This window comes from Bradyrhizobium sp. SZCCHNR1051 (assembly GCF_032489615.1).
Classification (GTDB): Bacteria; Pseudomonadota; Alphaproteobacteria; order Rhizobiales; family Xanthobacteraceae; genus Bradyrhizobium.
This window is the reverse complement of the sequence record NZ_JAUEYJ010000003.1, coordinates 146,567-163,443: the sequence shown is the minus strand read 5'-3', so window position 1 is coordinate 163,443 and position 16,877 is coordinate 146,567. Positions and strand designations below refer to the sequence as shown.

Here is a 16,877-nt window from a genome sequence, read left to right as displayed (position 1 = left end):
ATGACACTCTCGACCGCTTCCAATTTCGCCAAGCCCGACGATGCCTTTCGCGCCATCGTCGAAGCCCATCGGGGCCTCTCGGACCTCGAAAGCGCCGACCTCGATGCGGCATTGGTCCTGATCCTCGCCAATCACATCGGTGACATCGGTGTGCTGCGCGAGGCGATCACGCTGGCGAAACGCAGCATGGCCGATACCGGTCAACAGCAACAACAGCAGCAGCAATAGCCTGCTGCGCAGACAGGGAATGAACTGATGGCGAAGGGTTTCGCATCCACCACCGATCTCGCCGAGAAGAAGATCACTTTCTCCGAGATCGGCCCGGATCTCTATGCATTCACTGCAGAGGGCGATCCGAATTCGGCGGTCATCGTCGGCGACGACGGCTGCATCGTGTTCGATGCCCAGGCGACGCCGGCGATGGCCAACAAGGTGATCGAGCGCGTCAGGACGGTGACCGACAAGCCGATCAAATATGTCGTGCTGTCGCACTACCACGCCGTGCGCGTGCTCGGCGCCTCGGCCTATCATGCGCAGGGCATCGTCGCCTCGCAGGAGACGCACCGGCTGATCGTCGAGCGCGGCCAGCAGGATTGGGACTCCGAATACGGCCGCTTCCCGCGCCTGTTCCAGGACGCCGAGAGCATTCCCGGCCTGACCTGGCCGACGCTCACTTTCGATGGCGAGATGACGATCCATCTCGGCAAGCGCGAGGTGCAACTGATCCAGCTCGGCGCCGGCCATACGTCCGGTGACATCGTCGCCTGGGTGCCGGATGCCGAGGTGATGTTCTCCGGCGATCTCATCGAATATCACTCGGCCTGTTATTGCGGCGATGCCTATTTGCGCGAATGGCCGTCGACCCTGAACGAGATCCGCGACTTCAATCCCAAGGCGATCGCGCCCGGCCGCGGCGACGCGCTGAAGGGCGAGGCCACGGTGCGCGAAGCGATCGCGATGACGCGCGACTTCGTCTCGTCGTTGTATGGCGCGGCGGAGATGTCGGTCGCCAAGGGACGCAGCCTCAAGGAGTCCATGGCCGCCACGCGCGACGTGATGGATCCGAAATTCTCGAGTTTCGCCATCTATGAGCACTGCCTGCCGTTCAACGTGTCGCGTGCCTATGACGAAGCCAGCGGCATCGACGATCCCGTGATCTGGACCGCCGAGCGCGACCGCGAGATGTGGGCCCGCCTGCAAGGAGAAGGATGATGAACATCAACACATCGCCTGACCGGTTGCACCGCGCATCGGGACAGGTCACGCCGGGCTACATGTCCGGCTTCGGCAATTCGTTCGAGACCGAGGCGCTGCCGGGCGCGCTTCCGATCGGCCGCAACTCGCCGCAGCGCTGCGCCTACGGGCTCTACGCCGAGCAGCTGTCTGGCTCGCCGTTCACCGCGCCGCGCGGCTCCAACGAGCGCTCCTGGCTGTACCGCATCCGGCCCTCGGTGAAGCACTCCGGCCGATTCGCCAAGGTCGATGCCGGGTTGTGGCGCACCGCGCCGTGTCACGAGCAGGAGATCACGGTGCAGCAGCTGCGCTGGGATCCGACGCCGCTTCCGGCAGGCGATGTGACGTTTCTGCAGGGTGTGCAGACCATGACCACGGCCGGCGATGCCACGACCCAGGCCGGCATGGCGGCGCATGTCTACGTCATCACCAAGTCGATGGTCGACCAGCACTTCTACGATGCCGACGGCGAGCTGATGTTCGTGCTGCAGCAGGGCCGTTTGCTGTTCGTCACCGAGTTCGGCCGCATCGACGCCGAGCCTGGCGAGATCGTCGTGATCCCGCGCGGCGTCAAGTTCCGGGTGGAGATTCCGGCGGGACCGGCACGTGGCTATCTCTGCGAGAATTATGGCGGCGCCTTCACCTTGCCGGAGCGCGGCCCGATCGGCGCGAATTGTCTTGCCAATGCGCGCGACTTCCTGACCCCGGTGGCCTCGTATGAGGACAAGGATACGCCGACCGAACTCTACGTGAAATGGGGCGGCGCGCTGTTCAAGACCGAGCTCAGGCACTCGCCGATCGACGTCGTTGCCTGGCACGGCAACTACGCGCCGTATAAATATGACCTGCGCACCTTCTCGCCGGTCGGCGCCATCGGCTTCGATCATCCCGATCCGTCGATCTTTACCGTGCTGACCTCGCCGTCGGAAACCGCCGGCACGGCCAACATCGATTTCGTGATCTTCCCCGAGCGCTGGATGGTGGCCGACAACACTTTCCGTCCGCCGTGGTATCACATGAACATCATGTCGGAGTTCATGGGTCTGATCTACGGCGTCTACGACGCCAAGCCGCAGGGCTTCGTGCCTGGTGGCATGAGCCTGCACAATTGCATGCTGCCGCACGGTCCGGATCGCGAGGCGTTCGATCACGCCAGCAATGGCGAGTTGAAGCCGGTCAAGCTCACGGGCACGATGGCCTTCATGTTCGAGACGCGCTTCCCGCAGCGGATCACCAAGCACGCCGCGGAGTCCGGCACCATGCAGAGCGACTACGCCGATTGCTGGAACGGACTGGAGAAGCGTTTCGATCCGAACAGGCCTTGAACTGGGAGAATGCCGTCATGGCCGGGCTTGACCCGGCCATCCACGACATTCTCTGTGCGGTGAGAGATGGATGCCCGGGTCAAGCCCGGGCATGACGACGTAGTCCGGAGAAGCATTTTGACTCATCCCAACGATCCCTCGCTCCGCTCCTTCATCCCGGTCGATCCGGCCTCGGACTTCCCGATCCAGAACCTGCCCTACGGCGTGTTCTCCGCCGCCGATTCGCCAAAGCCGCGCGTCGGTGTCGCCATTGGCGAGTTCGTGCTCGACCTCGCCGTGCTCGAGGACGAAGGCCTGCTCGATCTGGCGCCGGCCTATGAGGTGTTCGCGCAATTCTCGCTGAATGCCTTCATGGCGCTCGGCCCCGCCGTGTGGTCGAAGACGCGTGCCGCGATCAGCGCACTGCTGCGCCACGACAATCCGCGGCTGCGTGACGACAAGCCGCTGCGCAGCCGGGCGCTGCTGCCGCGCCAGGACGTCACGTTGCATCTGCCGTTCGACGTGGCCGGCTACACCGATTTCTATTCGTCGAAGGAGCACGCCACCAATGTCGGCGTCATGTTCCGCGGCAAGGACAATGCGCTGCAGCCGAACTGGCTGCACATGCCGATCGGCTATAATGGGCGCGCGTCGACCGTGGTCGTCTCCGGTACCAAGGTGCGCCGGCCGCGTGGGCAGTTGAAGCCGCCGAGTGCCGATGCCCCGAGCTTCGGCCCTTGCAAGCGGCTCGATTTCGAGCTGGAGATGGGCGTCGTCATCGGCCAGTCGTCGCCGCTCGGCGAGATGCTGAGCGAGGCGCAGGCGGAGGCGATGATCTTCGGCTTCGTGCTGCTCAACGACTGGAGCGCACGCGATATCCAGCAATGGGAATATGTGCCCCTCGGCCCGTTCCAAGCCAAGGCGTTCGCGACCTCGATCAGCCCGTGGGTGGTGACGCGGGAGGCGCTGGAGCCGTTCCGCGTGTCGGGGCCAACGCAGGATCCAACGCCGCTGCCCTACCTGCAGCAGAAGGAGGCGCAGAACTACGATCTCTCCCTCAACGTGGCCTTGCGTGCCTCCGGCAGCAACGCCGCGCAGACCATCGCGCAGACCAATTTCAAGTACATGTACTGGTCGAGCGTGCAGCAGCTGATGCACCATGCCTCGTCCGGCTGTGCCATGAGTGTCGGCGATCTCCTGGGGAGCGGCACCATCTCCGGTCCGGAGAAGCATCAGCGCGGCAGCCTGCTGGAGATCAGCTGGAACGGCACCGAGCCGGTCGAGCTCCCTGGTGGAATCAAGCGCACGTTCCTGGAAGATGGCGATTCCCTCGTCATGCGCGGCTGGTGCCAGGGCAACGGCTATCGGGTCGGCTTCGGCGAGGTCGAAGGCACGATCGTCGCGGCCGAGTAGCCACTCCACCCACCGCCGTCATTCCGGGGCGGCCCGCAGGGCCGAGCCCGGAATCCATAACCACAGGCGGATGTGGTGACGCGAGCCGCCCGTGGCTAAGCCTTCCATCCAAAATCTCGATCGTGAGTATGGATTCCGGGCTCGCGCTGCGCGCGCCCCGGAATGACGGGGATAGAGATCAGCGCTCTTCCGGCGCCACGCTCTTGATACCAGCCACGAAGGCCGCGACGTCCTCGGCCGCATATTTCAGATGCACGCGCTTGTCCGATGGCACCTGCTTCACCGTGCAGACGCCCGGCCGCCATTCTCGCGCGGGCCGGATCGGCCGTGGCGCGAAGCCGCCGGCGCAGTTCGGGCAGACGTTGAACAGCTTCGTCTCGACACAGTCGGCGCAGAAGGTGCATTCGTAGGAGCAGATGCGCGCGTCCTGCGCCTGCGGTGGCAGGTCCTTGTCGCAGTACTCGCAGTTGGGGCGAAGCTGCAGGGCCATGGTCGTCTCGCGGGTAATTGAAACCCGGCGAGTGTCGCAGAGCGAGCGATGACGGTGAATGGCGCATTTCCCTCGATTTGCGCCACGGCGGCGTCAGCCATGCGGGAGCGACGCCAGCGGCAGCTTCGCGCTCTCCTTCAGGCGGTCGAGCACAATCGAGGAGCGGACATGCGCCACGCTCTGGTGCGGCATCAGCACGTTGTTGACGATGTCGGACAGGCTCTTGAGATCGCGCAGCACGACCTTGAGCAAATAGTCGGAATCGCCGGTTAGCGCGTAGGCCTCCTGGATGTTCTCGACGCGGTTCACCAGCGTGCGAAACTTCTGCGCATTGTCGGGCGAGTGCGTCGCCAGGGTGATCTGGATGAAGGCAATCAGCTCGAAGCCGAGCGCCCGGCTGGCGAGCTGCGCGCGATACCCCGCGATGACGCCGTCCTGCTCCAGCCGCATCCGGCGCCGCGAGCACTGCGAGGCCGACAGGCCGGCGATATCCGCCAGCTCCTGGTTTGTGAGCCGGCCGTCGTCCTGCAGCGCGGCCAGGATACGGAGATCGAAGCTGTCGACCGAAATCATGCGCCATTTCCTCTGAATGTACATGGATCGTGCATATTCGGGCGAAAATGACAATGGTTTGCATGCCCCGTGCGCGGGATTCGGGAGATGATCCGCCCATCAAGCTGAAGGAGCTTCCCCCGATGGGTCCGTTTCCGCACGATGCGCCGCCTGCCACCATCTCCGCCGACAACCCGATGGGCACTGACGGCTTCGAGTTTGTCGAATATGCGCATCCCGACGCGAGCGAGTTGCACGCGCTGTTCAAGCTGATGGGGTTTGCCGCGGTCGCGCGGCACAGGACCAAGGCGATCACGCTGTACCGCCAGGGTGACATCAACTACCTCGTGAACGAGGAGCCCGGCAGCCACGGCCACGAGTTCGTCGCCGCGCACGGGCCGTGTGCGCCGTCGATGGCGTTTAGGGTGGTCGACGCGAAGAAGGCCTATGCGCGGGCGATCGCGCTCGGCGCCGAGCCGGCCGACCTGCCGCCGGCCCAGAAGACGCTGGACGTGCCCGCACTCAAGGGCATCGGCGGCAGCCTGCTCTATCTCGTCGATCGCTACGGTGCCAAGGGCTCGGCCTATGATCTCGAATTCGGGTGGATCGGCGAGCGCGACCCGCGCCCCATCGGCTCCGGCCTCTACTACATCGATCACCTGACCCACAACGTGCATCGCGGTCGCATGGACGTCTGGGCCGGCTTCTACGAAAAACTGTTCAACTTCCGCCAGATCCGCTTCTTCGACATCGAGGGCCGCGCCTCCGGCCTGTTCTCACGCGCGCTGACCAGCCCCGACGGCAAGATCCGGATTCCGATCAACGAGGATGCCGGGGATTCCGGCCAGATCGAGGAGTACCTCAAGATCTATCGCGGCGAGGGCATCCAACACATCGCCTGCGGCGCCCGCGACATCTACGCCACCGTCGAGGGCCTGCGCGCGTCGGGCCTGCCGTTCATGCCGTCGCCGCCCGAGACCTATTTCGAGCGCATCGAAGCGCGCCTGCCCGGGCACGGCGAGGACGTCACCCGCCTCAAGCGCAACGGCATCCTGATCGACGGCGAGGGCGTGGTCGATGGCGGCCACACCAAGGTGCTGCTGCAGATCTTCTCGGCCAATGCCATCGGCCCGATCTTCTTCGAGTTCATCCAGCGCAAGGGCGACGACGGGTTTGGCGAAGGCAACTTCAAGGCGCTGTTCGAGTCGATCGAAGAGGACCAGATCCGCCGCGGCGTGCTGAAGGTGGAGGCGGCGGAGTAGGTGGAGGAGATGCGCCCGTCATTGCGAGAAGCAGAGCGACGAAGCAATCCAGACTTCCGTCCGCACCCTGGATTGCTTCGCTTCGCTCGCAATGACAGTGTGATTGGAGGCAGGATGTCGCCAACCCCTCAACTGTCGTCCCGGGCAAGCCCGACGACGCGCCAGCGGCGTCGGGCGCCGACCCGGGACCCATACCGCGTGATCTATCGATAGGGCATAGTCGCAGACGATTTTCGCCAAACTGCGGCCGGTGGTTATGGGTCCCCGCGTTCGCGGGGACGACACCGAGGGTGAGGCGCGGGCGTCGTCAACTCACTGGCATCGGGATTGTCGCGCAGCGTTGATCGGCGCGACCGCGCCGCAATCGCTTACCCGCCAGCCTTCCACGCACTCACGACAGCCCCAATCTCCACCACCTCCGGCTCCCGTATCGTCGACGGCGTGCGCGAGAAGCGTGGGGCGGGGGCGGGCTGGGTGATGCCGTGGCGCTCGACGAAGACGCCGCGGGCGGCCATGTGGGCGTGCTTTGGCGCCTCGGACATGGTGAGCACCGGCGCGAAGCAGATATCGGTGCCTTCCATGATCTTGCACCATTCTTCGCGCGTCTTGCTCTTGAACACCGCGACCAGCTTCTCCTTCAGCGCCGGCCAGGCGCGCGGGTCCATCTGCGCGTCGAAGGCGGGATCGGAGAGGTCGGCATGCTGCCGCAGCAGCGCGTAGAACTGCGGCTCGATCGAGCCGATGGAGATGAAGTTTCCACAGGCGCATTCGTAGACGCCGTAGAAGTGCGCGCCGCCGTCGAGGAAGTTGCGCTCGCGCCCCTCGGTCCAGCGGCCCATCGCGGTGAGGTCGAAGAACATCGCGAGCAGCGAGGCCGCGCCGTCGCACATCGCGGTATCCACCACCTGCCCCTTACCGGACTTCGAGGCTTCGAGCAGTGCGGCGAGCACGCCGACGACGAGATAGAGCGCACCGCCGCCGAAATCGCCGACCAGGTTGAGTGGCGGCACCGGCCGCTCCCTGGGTCCGATCGCGGCCAGCGCGCCGGTGATCGAGATGTAGTTGATGTCGTGGCCGGCCGCCTGCGCCAACGGTCCCTGCTGGCCCCAGCCGGTCATGCGGCCATAGACCAGCTTGGGATTGCGTGCGAGCACCACGTCGGGGCCGAGGCCGAGGCGCTCCATCACGCCGGGGCGAAAGCCTTCGATCAGCGCATCGGCGCCAGAAAGAAGGTCGAGCACCTCGGCGATCACAGCCTTGTCCTTGAGGTCGAGCTCGATCACCTTGCGGCCGCGGCCGGCCGCCGACTTCATGGTCTTGCGTGCACCGACGCGATCGAGCGTGACGACCTCCGCACCCATGTCGGCCAGCAGCATGCAGGCGAACGGTCCGGGACCGATGCCGGCGAACTCGACGATGCGAAAGCCCGCGAGCGGTCCGGTGGCGCGGGTCTGGCTGTGTGGTGCGGTCTTGTCGAGCACGTCCGTGTTGTCCCTGGCTTCTTTCATCGCGCTGCGATTGGCGTTTCCTGATGAGCCAATTGTCCCGCTTGTATTAGGCCAACGCAAGCGCGCTGTATGTCGCAAAGCAATACGGCGCGCATTGCTGCGCGCCGTATGGAATTTGTCCTGCCGTGATGCGGAATGATCTACGACAATCAGCCCGCGGCTTGCACCGCGCGCTGTGCCATCACCTTCACCAGATTGGCGCGGTAATCGGCGGAGCCGTGGATGTCGCTCAGCAGGCCTGCCGCCGAAACGCTGACGCCGTCGATTGCCGAGGTCGACCAGCTCGATTTCAGCGCGGCCTCGATCGCGGATACGCGCATCACGCCGCTCTGCGAGGCGCCGGTGGCCGCGACGCGGACGTCGCCGCCCTTCGTCTTGGTCACGAACACGCCGGTCAGCGCGAAGCGCGACGCCGGATGGCGCATCTTGGCATAGCCCGCCTTCTCCGGCACCGGGAACGACACCTCGGTGATGATCTCGCCGTCCTCGAGCGCCGTGGTGAACAGGCCCTTGAAGAAATCATCCGCCGAGATCGTGCGCTTGTTGGTCTTCACGGTCGCGCCGAGCGAGATCAGTGCCGCCGGGAAATCCGCGGCCGGATCGTTGTTGGCGATCGAGCCGCCGATGGTGCCGCGGTGACGCACGGCGGGATCGCCGAGCACCGAGGTGAGATAGGAGATCGCGGGGATCGCCTTCTTCACGTCGGCATTGGTCATGATGTCGTAATAGGTCGTCGCCGCCTTGATCACGAGCGTGTCGCCGGACAGTTGCACGCCGATCAGGTCCTTGATCTTGCCGATGTCGATGACATCGGACGGGCTGGCGAGGCGCTGTTTCATGACCGGAAGCAGGGTGTGGCCGCCGGCCAGGAACTTGGCTTCGCTGCCCTTGGCGAACAGCGCCGCCGCTTCGTCGACCGAGGAGGCGCGATGGTAGGTCGTCTCGTACATGGGAATCTCCCTGAATTTTTCATCGAGATCATTCCGGGGCCGCGCCTGCGCGCGCCCCGGAGCGATGATCAACCGTGGATCGCGTGCCAGACGCGGTCGGGCGTCGCCGGCATTTCCAGCTTGTTGTTGCCGATCGCATCCGTGATCGCGTTGATCACGGCAGCCGACGCGCCGATCGCGCCGGCCTCGCCGCAGCCCTTCACGCCGAGCGGATTGCCCGGGCACAGGGTCGTGGTGTGGCTCAGCTTGAACGACGGCACGTCATCAGCACGCGGCATCGCATAGTCCATGAAGGAGGCGGTGACCGGCTGGCCGTTGCTGTCGTAGATCGCGTGCTCGAGCAGCGCCTGGCCGATGCCTTGGACGAGGCCGCCATGGACCTGGCCCTCGACGATCATCGGGTTGATCAGCCGGCCGAAATCGTCCGCCGCGACGAAGTTGACGAACGACGTCTTGCCGGTGGCCTCATCGACCTCGAGCTCGCAGATATAGGTGCCGGCCGGAAAGGTGAAGTTGGTCGGATCGTAGAAAGCAGTCTCCTTCAATCCGGGCTCCATGCCGTCCGGCAGGTTGTGCGCGGTGTAGGCGGCGAGCGCGACCATCGGCAGCGCGATCGACTTGTCGGTGCCGGTCACCTTGAACTCGCCGTTCTCGATGACGATGTCGCCTTCCGACGCTTCGAGTGCGTGGGCTGCGATCTTCTTGGCCTTGGCCTCGACCTTCTCCATCGCCTTCAGGATCGCCGTGAGACCGACGGCGGCCGAGCGCGAGCCGTAGGTGCCCATGCCGAACTGCACCTTGTCGGTGTCGCCATGAACGATCGAGACCTGGCTGATCGGCACGCCCAGGCGTTCGGCGATCAGCTGGCAGAAGGTGGTCTCGTGGCCCTGGCCGTGGCTGTGCGATCCGGTGAGGACCTCGATGGTGCCGACCGGGTTGACGCGGATCTCCGCGGACTCCCACAGGCCGACGCCGGCGCCGAGGCTGCCGACCGCCTTCGACGGCGCGATGCCGCAGGCTTCGATGTAGCAGGACAGGCCGAGGCCGCGCAGCTTGCCGGCCGCCTTTGCCGCCGCCTTGCGGGCCGGGAAACCGGCATAGTCGATCGCCTTCATCGCCGCGTCGAGCGAGGCGTTGAAGTCACCGGTGTCGTAGGCCATGATCACCGGGGTCTGGTGCGGGAACTGGGTGATGAAGTTCTTCCGCCGGAGATCGGCCGAATCGACCTTCAACTGGCGCGCCGCCGTCTCGATCAGCCGCTCCAGCAGATAGCTCGCCTCCGGGCGTCCGGCGCCACGATAGGCGTCGACCGGCGTGGTGTTGGTGTAGACGCCCATCACCTCGGCATAGATCGCCGGAATGTTGTACTGGCCCGACAGCAGGGTCGCGTACAGATAGGTCGGCACCGACGACGAGAACAGCGACATGTAGGCGCCGAAATTGGCGTGGGTCTTGACCCGCAGGCCAAGGATCTTGTTGTCGGCATCGAACGCCATCTCGGCCTTGGAGATGTGGTCGCGGCCGTGCGCGTCGGTCAGGAACGCCTCGGTGCGGTCGCCGGTCCATTTCACCGGACGGCCGACCTTCTTGGAGGCCCACAGCGCCACCATCTCCTCCGGGTAGATGAAGATCTTGGAGCCGAAGCCGCCGCCGACGTCGGGCGCGATGACGCGGAGCTTGTGTTCTGGTGCGATGTTGTAGAACGCCGACAGCACCAGGCGCGCGACGTGCGGGTTCTGCGACGTCGTATAGAGCGTGAAATGCTCCTCGGCCGCATCGTACTCGGCGATCGCCGCGCGCGGCTCCATCGCGTTCGGTGCCAGCCGGTTGTTGGTCAATTCCAGGGTGACGACGTTGGCGGCCTTGGCGAAGGCGGCGTTGACCGCGGCCTCGTCGCCGATCGACCAGTCGTAGACGACGTTGCCGGGGGCTTCCGGGTGAAGCTGCGGCGCGCCGGGCTTCAGCGCGGAGGGCATGTCGGCGACGGCCTGCAGCTCCTCATACTCCACCACGACTGCCTCGGCGGCGTCACGTGCGAGGTTCTTGCTTTCGGCGATCACCACGGCCACGGCCTGGCCGACGAAGCGCACGGTCTCCGGCGCCATCGCCGGCCATGCGCCCATCTTCATCGGCGAGCCGTCCTTGGAGGTGATGGCCCAGCCGCAGATCAGGTTGCCGACCTTGTCGTCGACGATCTGGCGGCCGGTGAGCACCGCGACCACGCCAGGCATCGCCTCGGCGGCCGAGGAGTCGATGCTCTTGACCTTGGCGTGCGCGTGCGGGCTGCGGATGAAATGGGCAAAGGTCATGCCCAACAGCTTGACGTCGTCGACGTAACGGCCCTTGCCGGTGATGAAACGCTTGTCCTCCTTGCGGACGACGCTGGCGCCAATGCCTTCCATACCCATGCGAATCTCTCCCCTACCGGAGTTCTGTTGTCCCGCCGCGGCCATCGCGCGCAGCGGTCGTGGTCTCGGTATTGCGGTAAACGGCGGCTCTCGCCGGCCTCATTCGGCAGCTTGCGCGACCTTCATCCGTCCGGCAGCGTCGAGCACGGCCTTGACGATGTTGTGATAGCCGGTGCAGCGGCAGATGTTGCCTTCCAGCTCCTCACGCACCGTGCTCTCGTCGAGCTCGCCTCCGTGGCGGTGCACAATATCGATGGCCGACATGATCATCCCCGGCGTGCAATAGCCGCATTGCAGGCCGTGATTGTCGCGGAAGGCCGCCTGCATCGGGTGCAGCTCGTCGCCCTTGGCGATGCCTTCGATGGTGGTGACGTTGGCGCCGGCGGCCTGGCCGGCCAGCACGGTGCAGGATTTCACGGCACGGCCGTCGATATGGACGACGCAGGCGCCGCATTGGCTGGTGTCACAGCCGACATGGGTGCCGGTGAGGTTCAGATGATCCCGCAGGAGGTGAACGAGCAGGGTGCGATCCTCGGCCTCGACCGAGACCGCCTTGCCGTTCACCGTCAGTTTGACTGTCGACACGAGTAACCTCCCGATGAATTATTCTTATTCTGATTAGAAACAGCGCCCTCAGGACTTTGCAACTCGAATTTTCGTCTCCGATGTCATTGCGACGTCTTGCGCGCGGCATCGGCGATCCGGTCGCATGTGGCGCGCCACGCGAGCCGGCACCGGCGCAGGTGAAGCGCAGGCCGCAGGCCGACGCTGCCCATTTACCGCCCCTTAGCCATTGTGACGTAGTTTTGATCACGCTCTGGTGCGTTGCCGCCGGGCGGTTTGGTTTCTGGCCAATATTAAAGAATGGCGTGTCGGGGGTGGGAATGTCTGCGCAGCTTGCGCCGCAGTCGCGGCGTGCCAATTTTCTGACCCTGCGTTTTCGCGGCAAGATCGTCCTTGGCTTCGCCGTTGTGCTGGCGATCTCTGCTGCCAGCATCGGCTTCTCCTATCTGGGATTCGAGCGGGTCGCCGCGGCGGTGGCAGCCTATCGCGGCAGCGTTGCCGAAGCCGACACCACCCGCACCATCGATCGCGAGCTGGTCTCGTACCAGGCGCTCGCCCGCTATTATGCCCTGACCGGCAAAGCCGACGACGAGGCGGCGGCCACCGCTGCCCAGCAGGCACTCCAGGCCGCGATCGACAAATCCATGGCGGCGACCGGCGCCGAGCGGCGGGCGCAGGTCGGCAAGCTGCAGGCGCAGTTTCAGGCCTTCGCCAAGACATTCTCGAGCATCGTTGCTCTGACCCGCGAGAACGCGAAGCTGGCGACCGACCAGATCGGCCTCATCGGCAACAAGATCCGCTTCAAGTTCGATGATCTGGCAGACACCGCCGCGCTGGCCGGCCTGCCGTCGGTGCAGACCACGGCCAAGGACCTCACGGGCCAGTACCTGACCGTGTCCGCGCTGGTCGGGACCTACGTCGCCAAGCCCGATGCCAAGACGGCCGACGGCGCCATCGCGCGCACGCGCTTCCTGGAAACCTCGCTGGTGACGATCTATGCCAATGACGAGAAGATCACCCAGCGCGTCGCCGAGCTCGGCGACCTGATCAAGCAGTACCGCGCCGCCTTCATCAAGCTGTCGGAGAACATGAAGGCGCTCGGCAAGCTCGAACAGGAGATGAGCGTGGTCGGGACCGAGATCATCGCGCTGTCGAACGGGCTGAAATCCGAGGTCGCCTCCGACCAGCAGCGCATCGAGGCCGCGACCAACGCCACCATCGCGGACATCGAGCGGCTGATCGCAATGCTGGCGATCGGCGGGCTGACGCTCGGCGCCGTGCTGGCGCTGATGCTCGGCAACGGCATCTCCAAGCCGATGATCACGATGTGCAAGGCGATGCGCGAGCTCGCCTCGGGCAATTTCGACGTCCGGCTGCCCGGCCTCGGGCGTGCCGATGAGATCGGCGAGATGGCGGCGGCGGTCGAGGAGTTCAAGGTCCAGGCGGTGGCCAAGGCCGAGCGCGACGCTGCGACGCAGGACGCCCAGAACAGGGCGGCGGGCGCCGCGCGGCGGGCCGAGCTCATCCGCTTCGCCGACGAGTTCGAGACCGCCGTCGGCTCGATCGTGTCCAACGTCTCGACCTCGGCCGAGCACCTCGAGCAGGCGGCCTCGACCCTGACGCGCACCGCGGAGACCACGCAGTCGCTGGCGAGCCGCGTCAGCGGCACCTCCGACCAGGCCACGGGCCGCATCCACTCGGTGGCGAGCGCAACCGACGAACTGTCGGCCTCGGTCAACGAGATCGGCCGCCAGGTTCGCGAGTCCAGCCGCATCGCGGAGTCCGCCGTGGCCCAGGCCGAGGAGACCGACGGGCGCATCGGCAAGCTGTCGCGTGCGGCGCAGGAGATCGGCGACGTCGTCAAGCTGATCACCGCGATCGCCGAGCAGACCAACCTGCTGGCCCTGAACGCGACCATCGAGGCGGCCCGCGCCGGCGATGCCGGCCGCGGGTTTGCGGTGGTGGCTTCCGAGGTCAAGTCGTTGGCCGAGCAGACCGCCAAGGCGACCGACGACATCTCCAACCACATCTCCGGCATGCAGGCGGCGACCCAGGAGTCGGTGACGGCGATCAAGCAGATCGGCGGCACGATCCGCCAGATCTCGACCATCGCCGCGTCGATCGCCACCGCGGTCGAGCAGCAGGGCGGCGCGACCCAGGAGATCGCCAGGAACGTGCAGAGCGTCGCGGCAGGCACGCAGGCCGCCGCCACCGACATCACGCAGGTCAATCGCGGCGCGACCCAGACCGGCGAAGCCTCGGAGGAGGTGCTGCGCTCGGCCCAGTCGCTGTCCTCGGAGAGCGCGCGGCTGCGCGCGGAGCTCAACCGCTTCATGGCCAACATCCGCGCGGCGTGAGTTTTGCGGCGACAGGCTGGTCTTCGCGCCGCTCGCCAATGCGTTGGCGGGCCCGCGGCCAAACCCTCCGCTGTCATCCCGGCGAACGCCGGGATCGGTACGCCGCGGCAGATGTGTGGCGGGCGGTATCGATCGCGTGCCCCAATCTTGCATCACGCGGTATGGATCCCGGGTCGCGCTCGCTCCGCTCGCTTGCCCGGGACGACAGCTGAAATGAGGCGCGCCTGGGCCTCACCCAGGAAACGCTGCGGCCCCAGGCGGGTCGAGCGCCGAACCCCGCCCCACTCCGGGAACCCTGCGCGCGACGAGACGTTGAGTCGCAGCGGCAGGCATTCGCTGCCGCATTTGCTTCATCCTCTCGGTCGAGCATGCGGTGCGACCCGCGCCGTCGCATTGGGATTCCATGGCACCCCGACAGGCATCCTTTCCCAACCTCCGCGTCGTCACGTCAGCGCCGCAATCCGGCGCTCCGCCGGGCGACATGGCAGGCCGGGATCGCGTCATCGAAACCAACATCCCCGCCCGGCTCGACGATCTCCGCTGGAGCGCCTTTCACACCCGCGTCGTGCTGGCGCTCGGCATCACCTGGGTGCTCGACGGGCTCGAGGTGACGCTGGCAGGCGCCTTGTCGGGCGCGCTCAAGCAGAGCCCGGCGCTGCATTTCTCCAATCTCGACATCGGGCTTGCCAACAGCGCCTATCTCGCCGGCGCCGTGCTCGGCGCGCTCGGCTTCGGCTGGCTGACCGACCGCATCGGCCGCCGAAAGCTGTTCTTCGTCACGCTTGCGCTCTATCTGTCCGCGACGGCCGCCACCGCCTTGTCCTGGAACATCGCGACCTACGCGCTGTTTCGCTTCCTGACCGGCGCCGGCATCGGCGGCGAGTATACCGCGATCAACTCGACGATCCAGGAGCTGGTGCCGGCGCGCTATCGCGGCTGGACCGATCTCATGATCAACGGCAGCTTCTGGCTGGGTGCCGCGCTCGGCGCGGTCGGCGCCATCGTGCTGCTCGATCCCGACGTCACCGGCCCGGATGTCGGCTGGCGGCTGGCCTACGGCATCGGCGCCTGTCTCGGCCTCGTCGTGCTGGTCATGCGGATGTGGATTCCGGAAAGTCCGCGCTGGCTGATGATTCACGGCCATCCTGAAGAGGCGCATCGGATCGTCGCGGAGATCGAACGCGACGTCATCGGCCACGACCGCGAGGCGCGCGCAAAGGAATTGCCGAGGATGCGGCTGCGGATGCGTAGCCACACGCCGTTACGAGAGGTCGCGCATACGCTGTTCTCAGTTTATCGCCAGCGCTCCCTGGTCGGGCTCACCTTGATGATCGCCCAGGCGTTCTTCTACAACGCGATCTTCTTCACCTTCGCGCTGGTGCTGACCGACTTCTACGGCATCAAGTCCGATCATGTCGGCTGGTACATCCTGCCCTTCGCGGCCGGCAACGTGCTCGGGCCGCTGCTGCTCGGCCGCCTGTTCGATACGCTCGGGCGCCGCGCCATGATCACCTTCACCTATGGCGTCTCCGGCGTGCTGCTTGCGCTCACCGGCTATCTGTTCTCGATCGGTGTGCTGAGCGCCGCGACGCAGACTGCGGCCTGGATGGTGATCTTCTTCTTCGCGTCACCGGCGGCGAGCGCCGCCTATCTCACCGTGTCGGAGAATTTTCCGCTGGAAGTGCGCGCGCTCGCGATCGCGCTGTTCTACGCCATCGGCACCGGGATCGGCGGCGTCGCGGGACCCGCGCTGTTCGGCGCGCTGCTCGACAGCGGGGCGCGCGGCGCGGTGTTCGGCGGCTATCTGTTCGGTGCCGCGCTGATGCTGGTGGCGGCGCTCGTCGCTTGGCGCTATGCCATCGCGGCCGAGCGCAAATCGCTCGAACAGGTGGCGCGTCCGCTCGCTGTCATGGAGTAGTTGATGATGTCCGAAAACTCCGATCTGATCGCTTCTCCTGCGTCGGAGCCCGCCGAGATCGTTCCGGCGCCCACCAGTCTCGTGCCGCATCTTCGCGAGGTGGCGATTCTGCTCGATATCGACGGCACCCTGCTCGATCTCGCGCCGACGCCGCGCGAGGTGTGGGTGCCGCCGGGCCTGGCCGAGACCCTGAACGCATTGCTGCAACGAACCTCCGGCGCGCTGGCGCTGGTCTCGGGCCGCTCTCTCAACGACATCGATCTCATCTTCGCGCCGGAGGTCTATCCCGCCGTCGGCGGCCATGGCGCGGAGATGCGGCTCGGCGGCGGCGGCGAGGCGGACGCCATCAAGGCGCCGCCGCTGGACAAGGAGCTGAAGCGCAGGCTCGCTGCGATCGCCCGGCTCAGCCCCGGCATTCTGCTCGAGGACAAGGGCTACTCGCTGGCGCTGCATTATCGCCTCGCGCCGCAGGCTGAGAAGGCGATCTACGAAGAAGTGTCGCGCATCCGCGCCGAGTTGCCGGGGGCGCCGATCGAGGTGCTGCCCGGCAAGTGTGTGTGCGAGATCAAGCATGCCGGCTTCACCAAGGCGAGCGGCGTGCGCGAGCTGATGCGGAACGCACCGTTCAAGGGACGCAAGCCGTTCTTCATCGGCGACGACGTCACGGATGAAACGGTGTTCGCGATCATGCCGGATTTCGCCGGCCTCTCGTTCTCCGTCGGCCGCCGTGCGCTCGGCGTCGACGGACATTTCGACGCACCGGACGACGTGCGCGCATTCCTGGCGCGCCTCGCCGGCGATGGAACTAATTCATCGACCTAGCGATCCCTGCAGCGGTTCCGCATCGCTACGTTGTTAGTTCCATTCGCCATGCGGTCGCATGTTGAATGCGTCGCTGTTGATTAGAACAGTTCTGAC

Annotated in this window: 14 protein-coding genes; 8 read left to right on the top strand and 6 right to left on the bottom strand. The window is 65.8% G+C overall.

Annotation, left to right across the window (positions count from 1 at the left end):
- From QW868_RS04415 to fahA, 4 genes are all read left to right on the top strand, one after another.
- Nucleotides 1-228 (top strand): DUF2783 domain-containing protein, encoded by a 228-nt coding sequence (locus tag QW868_RS04415; RefSeq protein WP_315757245.1) that lies wholly within the window; start codon nt 1-3, stop codon nt 226-228.
- Nucleotides 229-255: 27 nt separating this feature from the next.
- The gene (locus QW868_RS04410) at nt 256-1,212 is read left to right on the top strand and encodes an MBL fold metallo-hydrolase (RefSeq protein WP_316229988.1); all 957 of its coding nucleotides are present in this window, start codon (nt 256-258) and stop codon (nt 1,210-1,212) included.
- Nucleotides 1,212-2,558 (top strand): homogentisate 1,2-dioxygenase, encoded by a 1,347-nt coding sequence (hmgA, locus tag QW868_RS04405; RefSeq protein ID WP_315811974.1) that lies wholly within the window; start codon nt 1,212-1,214, stop codon nt 2,556-2,558. The genes QW868_RS04410 and hmgA overlap by 1 nt, the downstream gene beginning before the upstream one ends.
- A gap of 117 nt (nt 2,559-2,675) precedes the next feature.
- The gene (gene fahA, locus QW868_RS04400) at nt 2,676-3,950 is read left to right on the top strand and encodes a fumarylacetoacetase (protein ID WP_316229987.1); all 1,275 of its coding nucleotides are present in this window, start codon (nt 2,676-2,678) and stop codon (nt 3,948-3,950) included.
- A gap of 178 nt (nt 3,951-4,128) precedes the next feature.
- Here the strand turns inward: fahA and QW868_RS04395 are convergent, their stop codons facing one another.
- Nucleotides 4,129-4,440 carry a DUF1272 domain-containing protein gene (locus QW868_RS04395; RefSeq protein WP_315740755.1) on the bottom strand — a complete coding sequence of 104 codons (312 nt, stop codon included), beginning with the start codon at nt 4,438-4,440 and terminating at the stop codon, nt 4,129-4,131.
- 93 nt (nt 4,441-4,533) lie between these two features.
- Nucleotides 4,534-5,013, bottom strand: coding sequence for an Lrp/AsnC family transcriptional regulator (locus tag QW868_RS04390; RefSeq protein ID WP_316229986.1), 480 nt, complete (start codon nt 5,011-5,013; stop codon nt 4,534-4,536).
- Nucleotides 5,014-5,135: 122 nt separating this feature from the next.
- On the opposite strand from QW868_RS04390, the gene hppD reads away from it, so the two are divergent.
- Complete coding sequence (gene hppD, locus QW868_RS04385) at nt 5,136-6,254, top strand: 4-hydroxyphenylpyruvate dioxygenase (protein ID WP_316229985.1); 1,119 nt, start codon at nt 5,136-5,138, stop codon at nt 6,252-6,254.
- Nucleotides 6,255-6,622: 368 nt separating this feature from the next.
- On the opposite strand, the gene QW868_RS04380 is transcribed toward hppD, so the two are convergent.
- The 4 genes from QW868_RS04380 to QW868_RS04365 all read right to left on the bottom strand — a co-directional run bounded on the left by QW868_RS04380 (nt 6,623) and on the right by QW868_RS04365 (nt 11,705).
- Nucleotides 6,623-7,735 (bottom strand): CaiB/BaiF CoA-transferase family protein, encoded by a 1,113-nt coding sequence (locus QW868_RS04380; RefSeq protein ID WP_316230074.1) that lies wholly within the window; start codon nt 7,733-7,735, stop codon nt 6,623-6,625.
- A gap of 176 nt (nt 7,736-7,911) precedes the next feature.
- Nucleotides 7,912-8,712, bottom strand: coding sequence for a xanthine dehydrogenase family protein subunit M (locus tag QW868_RS04375; RefSeq protein ID WP_316229984.1), 801 nt, complete (start codon nt 8,710-8,712; stop codon nt 7,912-7,914).
- 68 nt (nt 8,713-8,780) lie between these two features.
- Complete coding sequence (locus tag QW868_RS04370; RefSeq protein WP_316196881.1) at nt 8,781-11,120, bottom strand: xanthine dehydrogenase family protein molybdopterin-binding subunit; 2,340 nt, start codon at nt 11,118-11,120, stop codon at nt 8,781-8,783.
- Between the two features lie 99 nt (nt 11,121-11,219).
- Nucleotides 11,220-11,705 carry a (2Fe-2S)-binding protein gene (locus QW868_RS04365; RefSeq protein WP_315717018.1) on the bottom strand — a complete coding sequence of 162 codons (486 nt, stop codon included), beginning with the start codon at nt 11,703-11,705 and terminating at the stop codon, nt 11,220-11,222.
- 299 nt (nt 11,706-12,004) lie between these two features.
- Between QW868_RS04365 and QW868_RS04360 the strand changes: the two genes are divergently transcribed.
- The 3 genes from QW868_RS04360 to otsB all read left to right on the top strand — a co-directional run bounded on the left by QW868_RS04360 (nt 12,005) and on the right by otsB (nt 16,781).
- Nucleotides 12,005-14,041 carry a HAMP domain-containing methyl-accepting chemotaxis protein gene (locus QW868_RS04360; protein ID WP_316229983.1) on the top strand — a complete coding sequence of 679 codons (2,037 nt, stop codon included), beginning with the start codon at nt 12,005-12,007 and terminating at the stop codon, nt 14,039-14,041.
- A gap of 403 nt (nt 14,042-14,444) precedes the next feature.
- Nucleotides 14,445-15,959: an MFS transporter gene (locus QW868_RS04355; RefSeq protein WP_316229982.1), complete on the top strand. Its 1,515-nt coding sequence runs from the start codon at nt 14,445-14,447 to the stop codon at nt 15,957-15,959.
- Nucleotides 15,960-15,962: 3 nt separating this feature from the next.
- Nucleotides 15,963-16,781, top strand: a complete 819-nt coding sequence (gene otsB, locus QW868_RS04350; RefSeq protein WP_316229981.1) for a trehalose-phosphatase — start codon at nt 15,963-15,965, stop codon at nt 16,779-16,781.
- The last annotated feature ends 96 nt before the right edge of the window (nt 16,782-16,877 follow it).

Coding starts and splice junctions, on each gene's coding strand:
- hppD (WP_316229985.1), top strand. CDS start 5,136: ATGGGTCCGTTTCCGCACGATGCGCCGCCTGCCACCATCTCCGCCGAC.
- QW868_RS04370 (WP_316196881.1), bottom strand. CDS start 11,120: ATGGGTATGGAAGGCATTGGCGCCAGCGTCGTCCGCAAGGAGGACAAG.
- QW868_RS04375 (WP_316229984.1), bottom strand. CDS start 8,712: ATGTACGAGACGACCTACCATCGCGCCTCCTCGGTCGACGAAGCGGCG.
- QW868_RS04360 (WP_316229983.1), top strand. CDS start 12,005: ATGTCTGCGCAGCTTGCGCCGCAGTCGCGGCGTGCCAATTTTCTGACC.
- QW868_RS04390 (WP_316229986.1), bottom strand. CDS start 5,013: ATGATTTCGGTCGACAGCTTCGATCTCCGTATCCTGGCCGCGCTGCAG.
- QW868_RS04410 (WP_316229988.1), top strand. CDS start 256: ATGGCGAAGGGTTTCGCATCCACCACCGATCTCGCCGAGAAGAAGATC.
- QW868_RS04355 (WP_316229982.1), top strand. CDS start 14,445: ATGGCACCCCGACAGGCATCCTTTCCCAACCTCCGCGTCGTCACGTCA.
- otsB (WP_316229981.1), top strand. CDS start 15,963: ATGATGTCCGAAAACTCCGATCTGATCGCTTCTCCTGCGTCGGAGCCC.
- QW868_RS04415 (WP_315757245.1), top strand. CDS start 1: ATGACACTCTCGACCGCTTCCAATTTCGCCAAGCCCGACGATGCCTTT.
- hmgA (WP_315811974.1), top strand. CDS start 1,212: ATGAACATCAACACATCGCCTGACCGGTTGCACCGCGCATCGGGACAG.
- QW868_RS04395 (WP_315740755.1), bottom strand. CDS start 4,440: ATGGCCCTGCAGCTTCGCCCCAACTGCGAGTACTGCGACAAGGACCTG.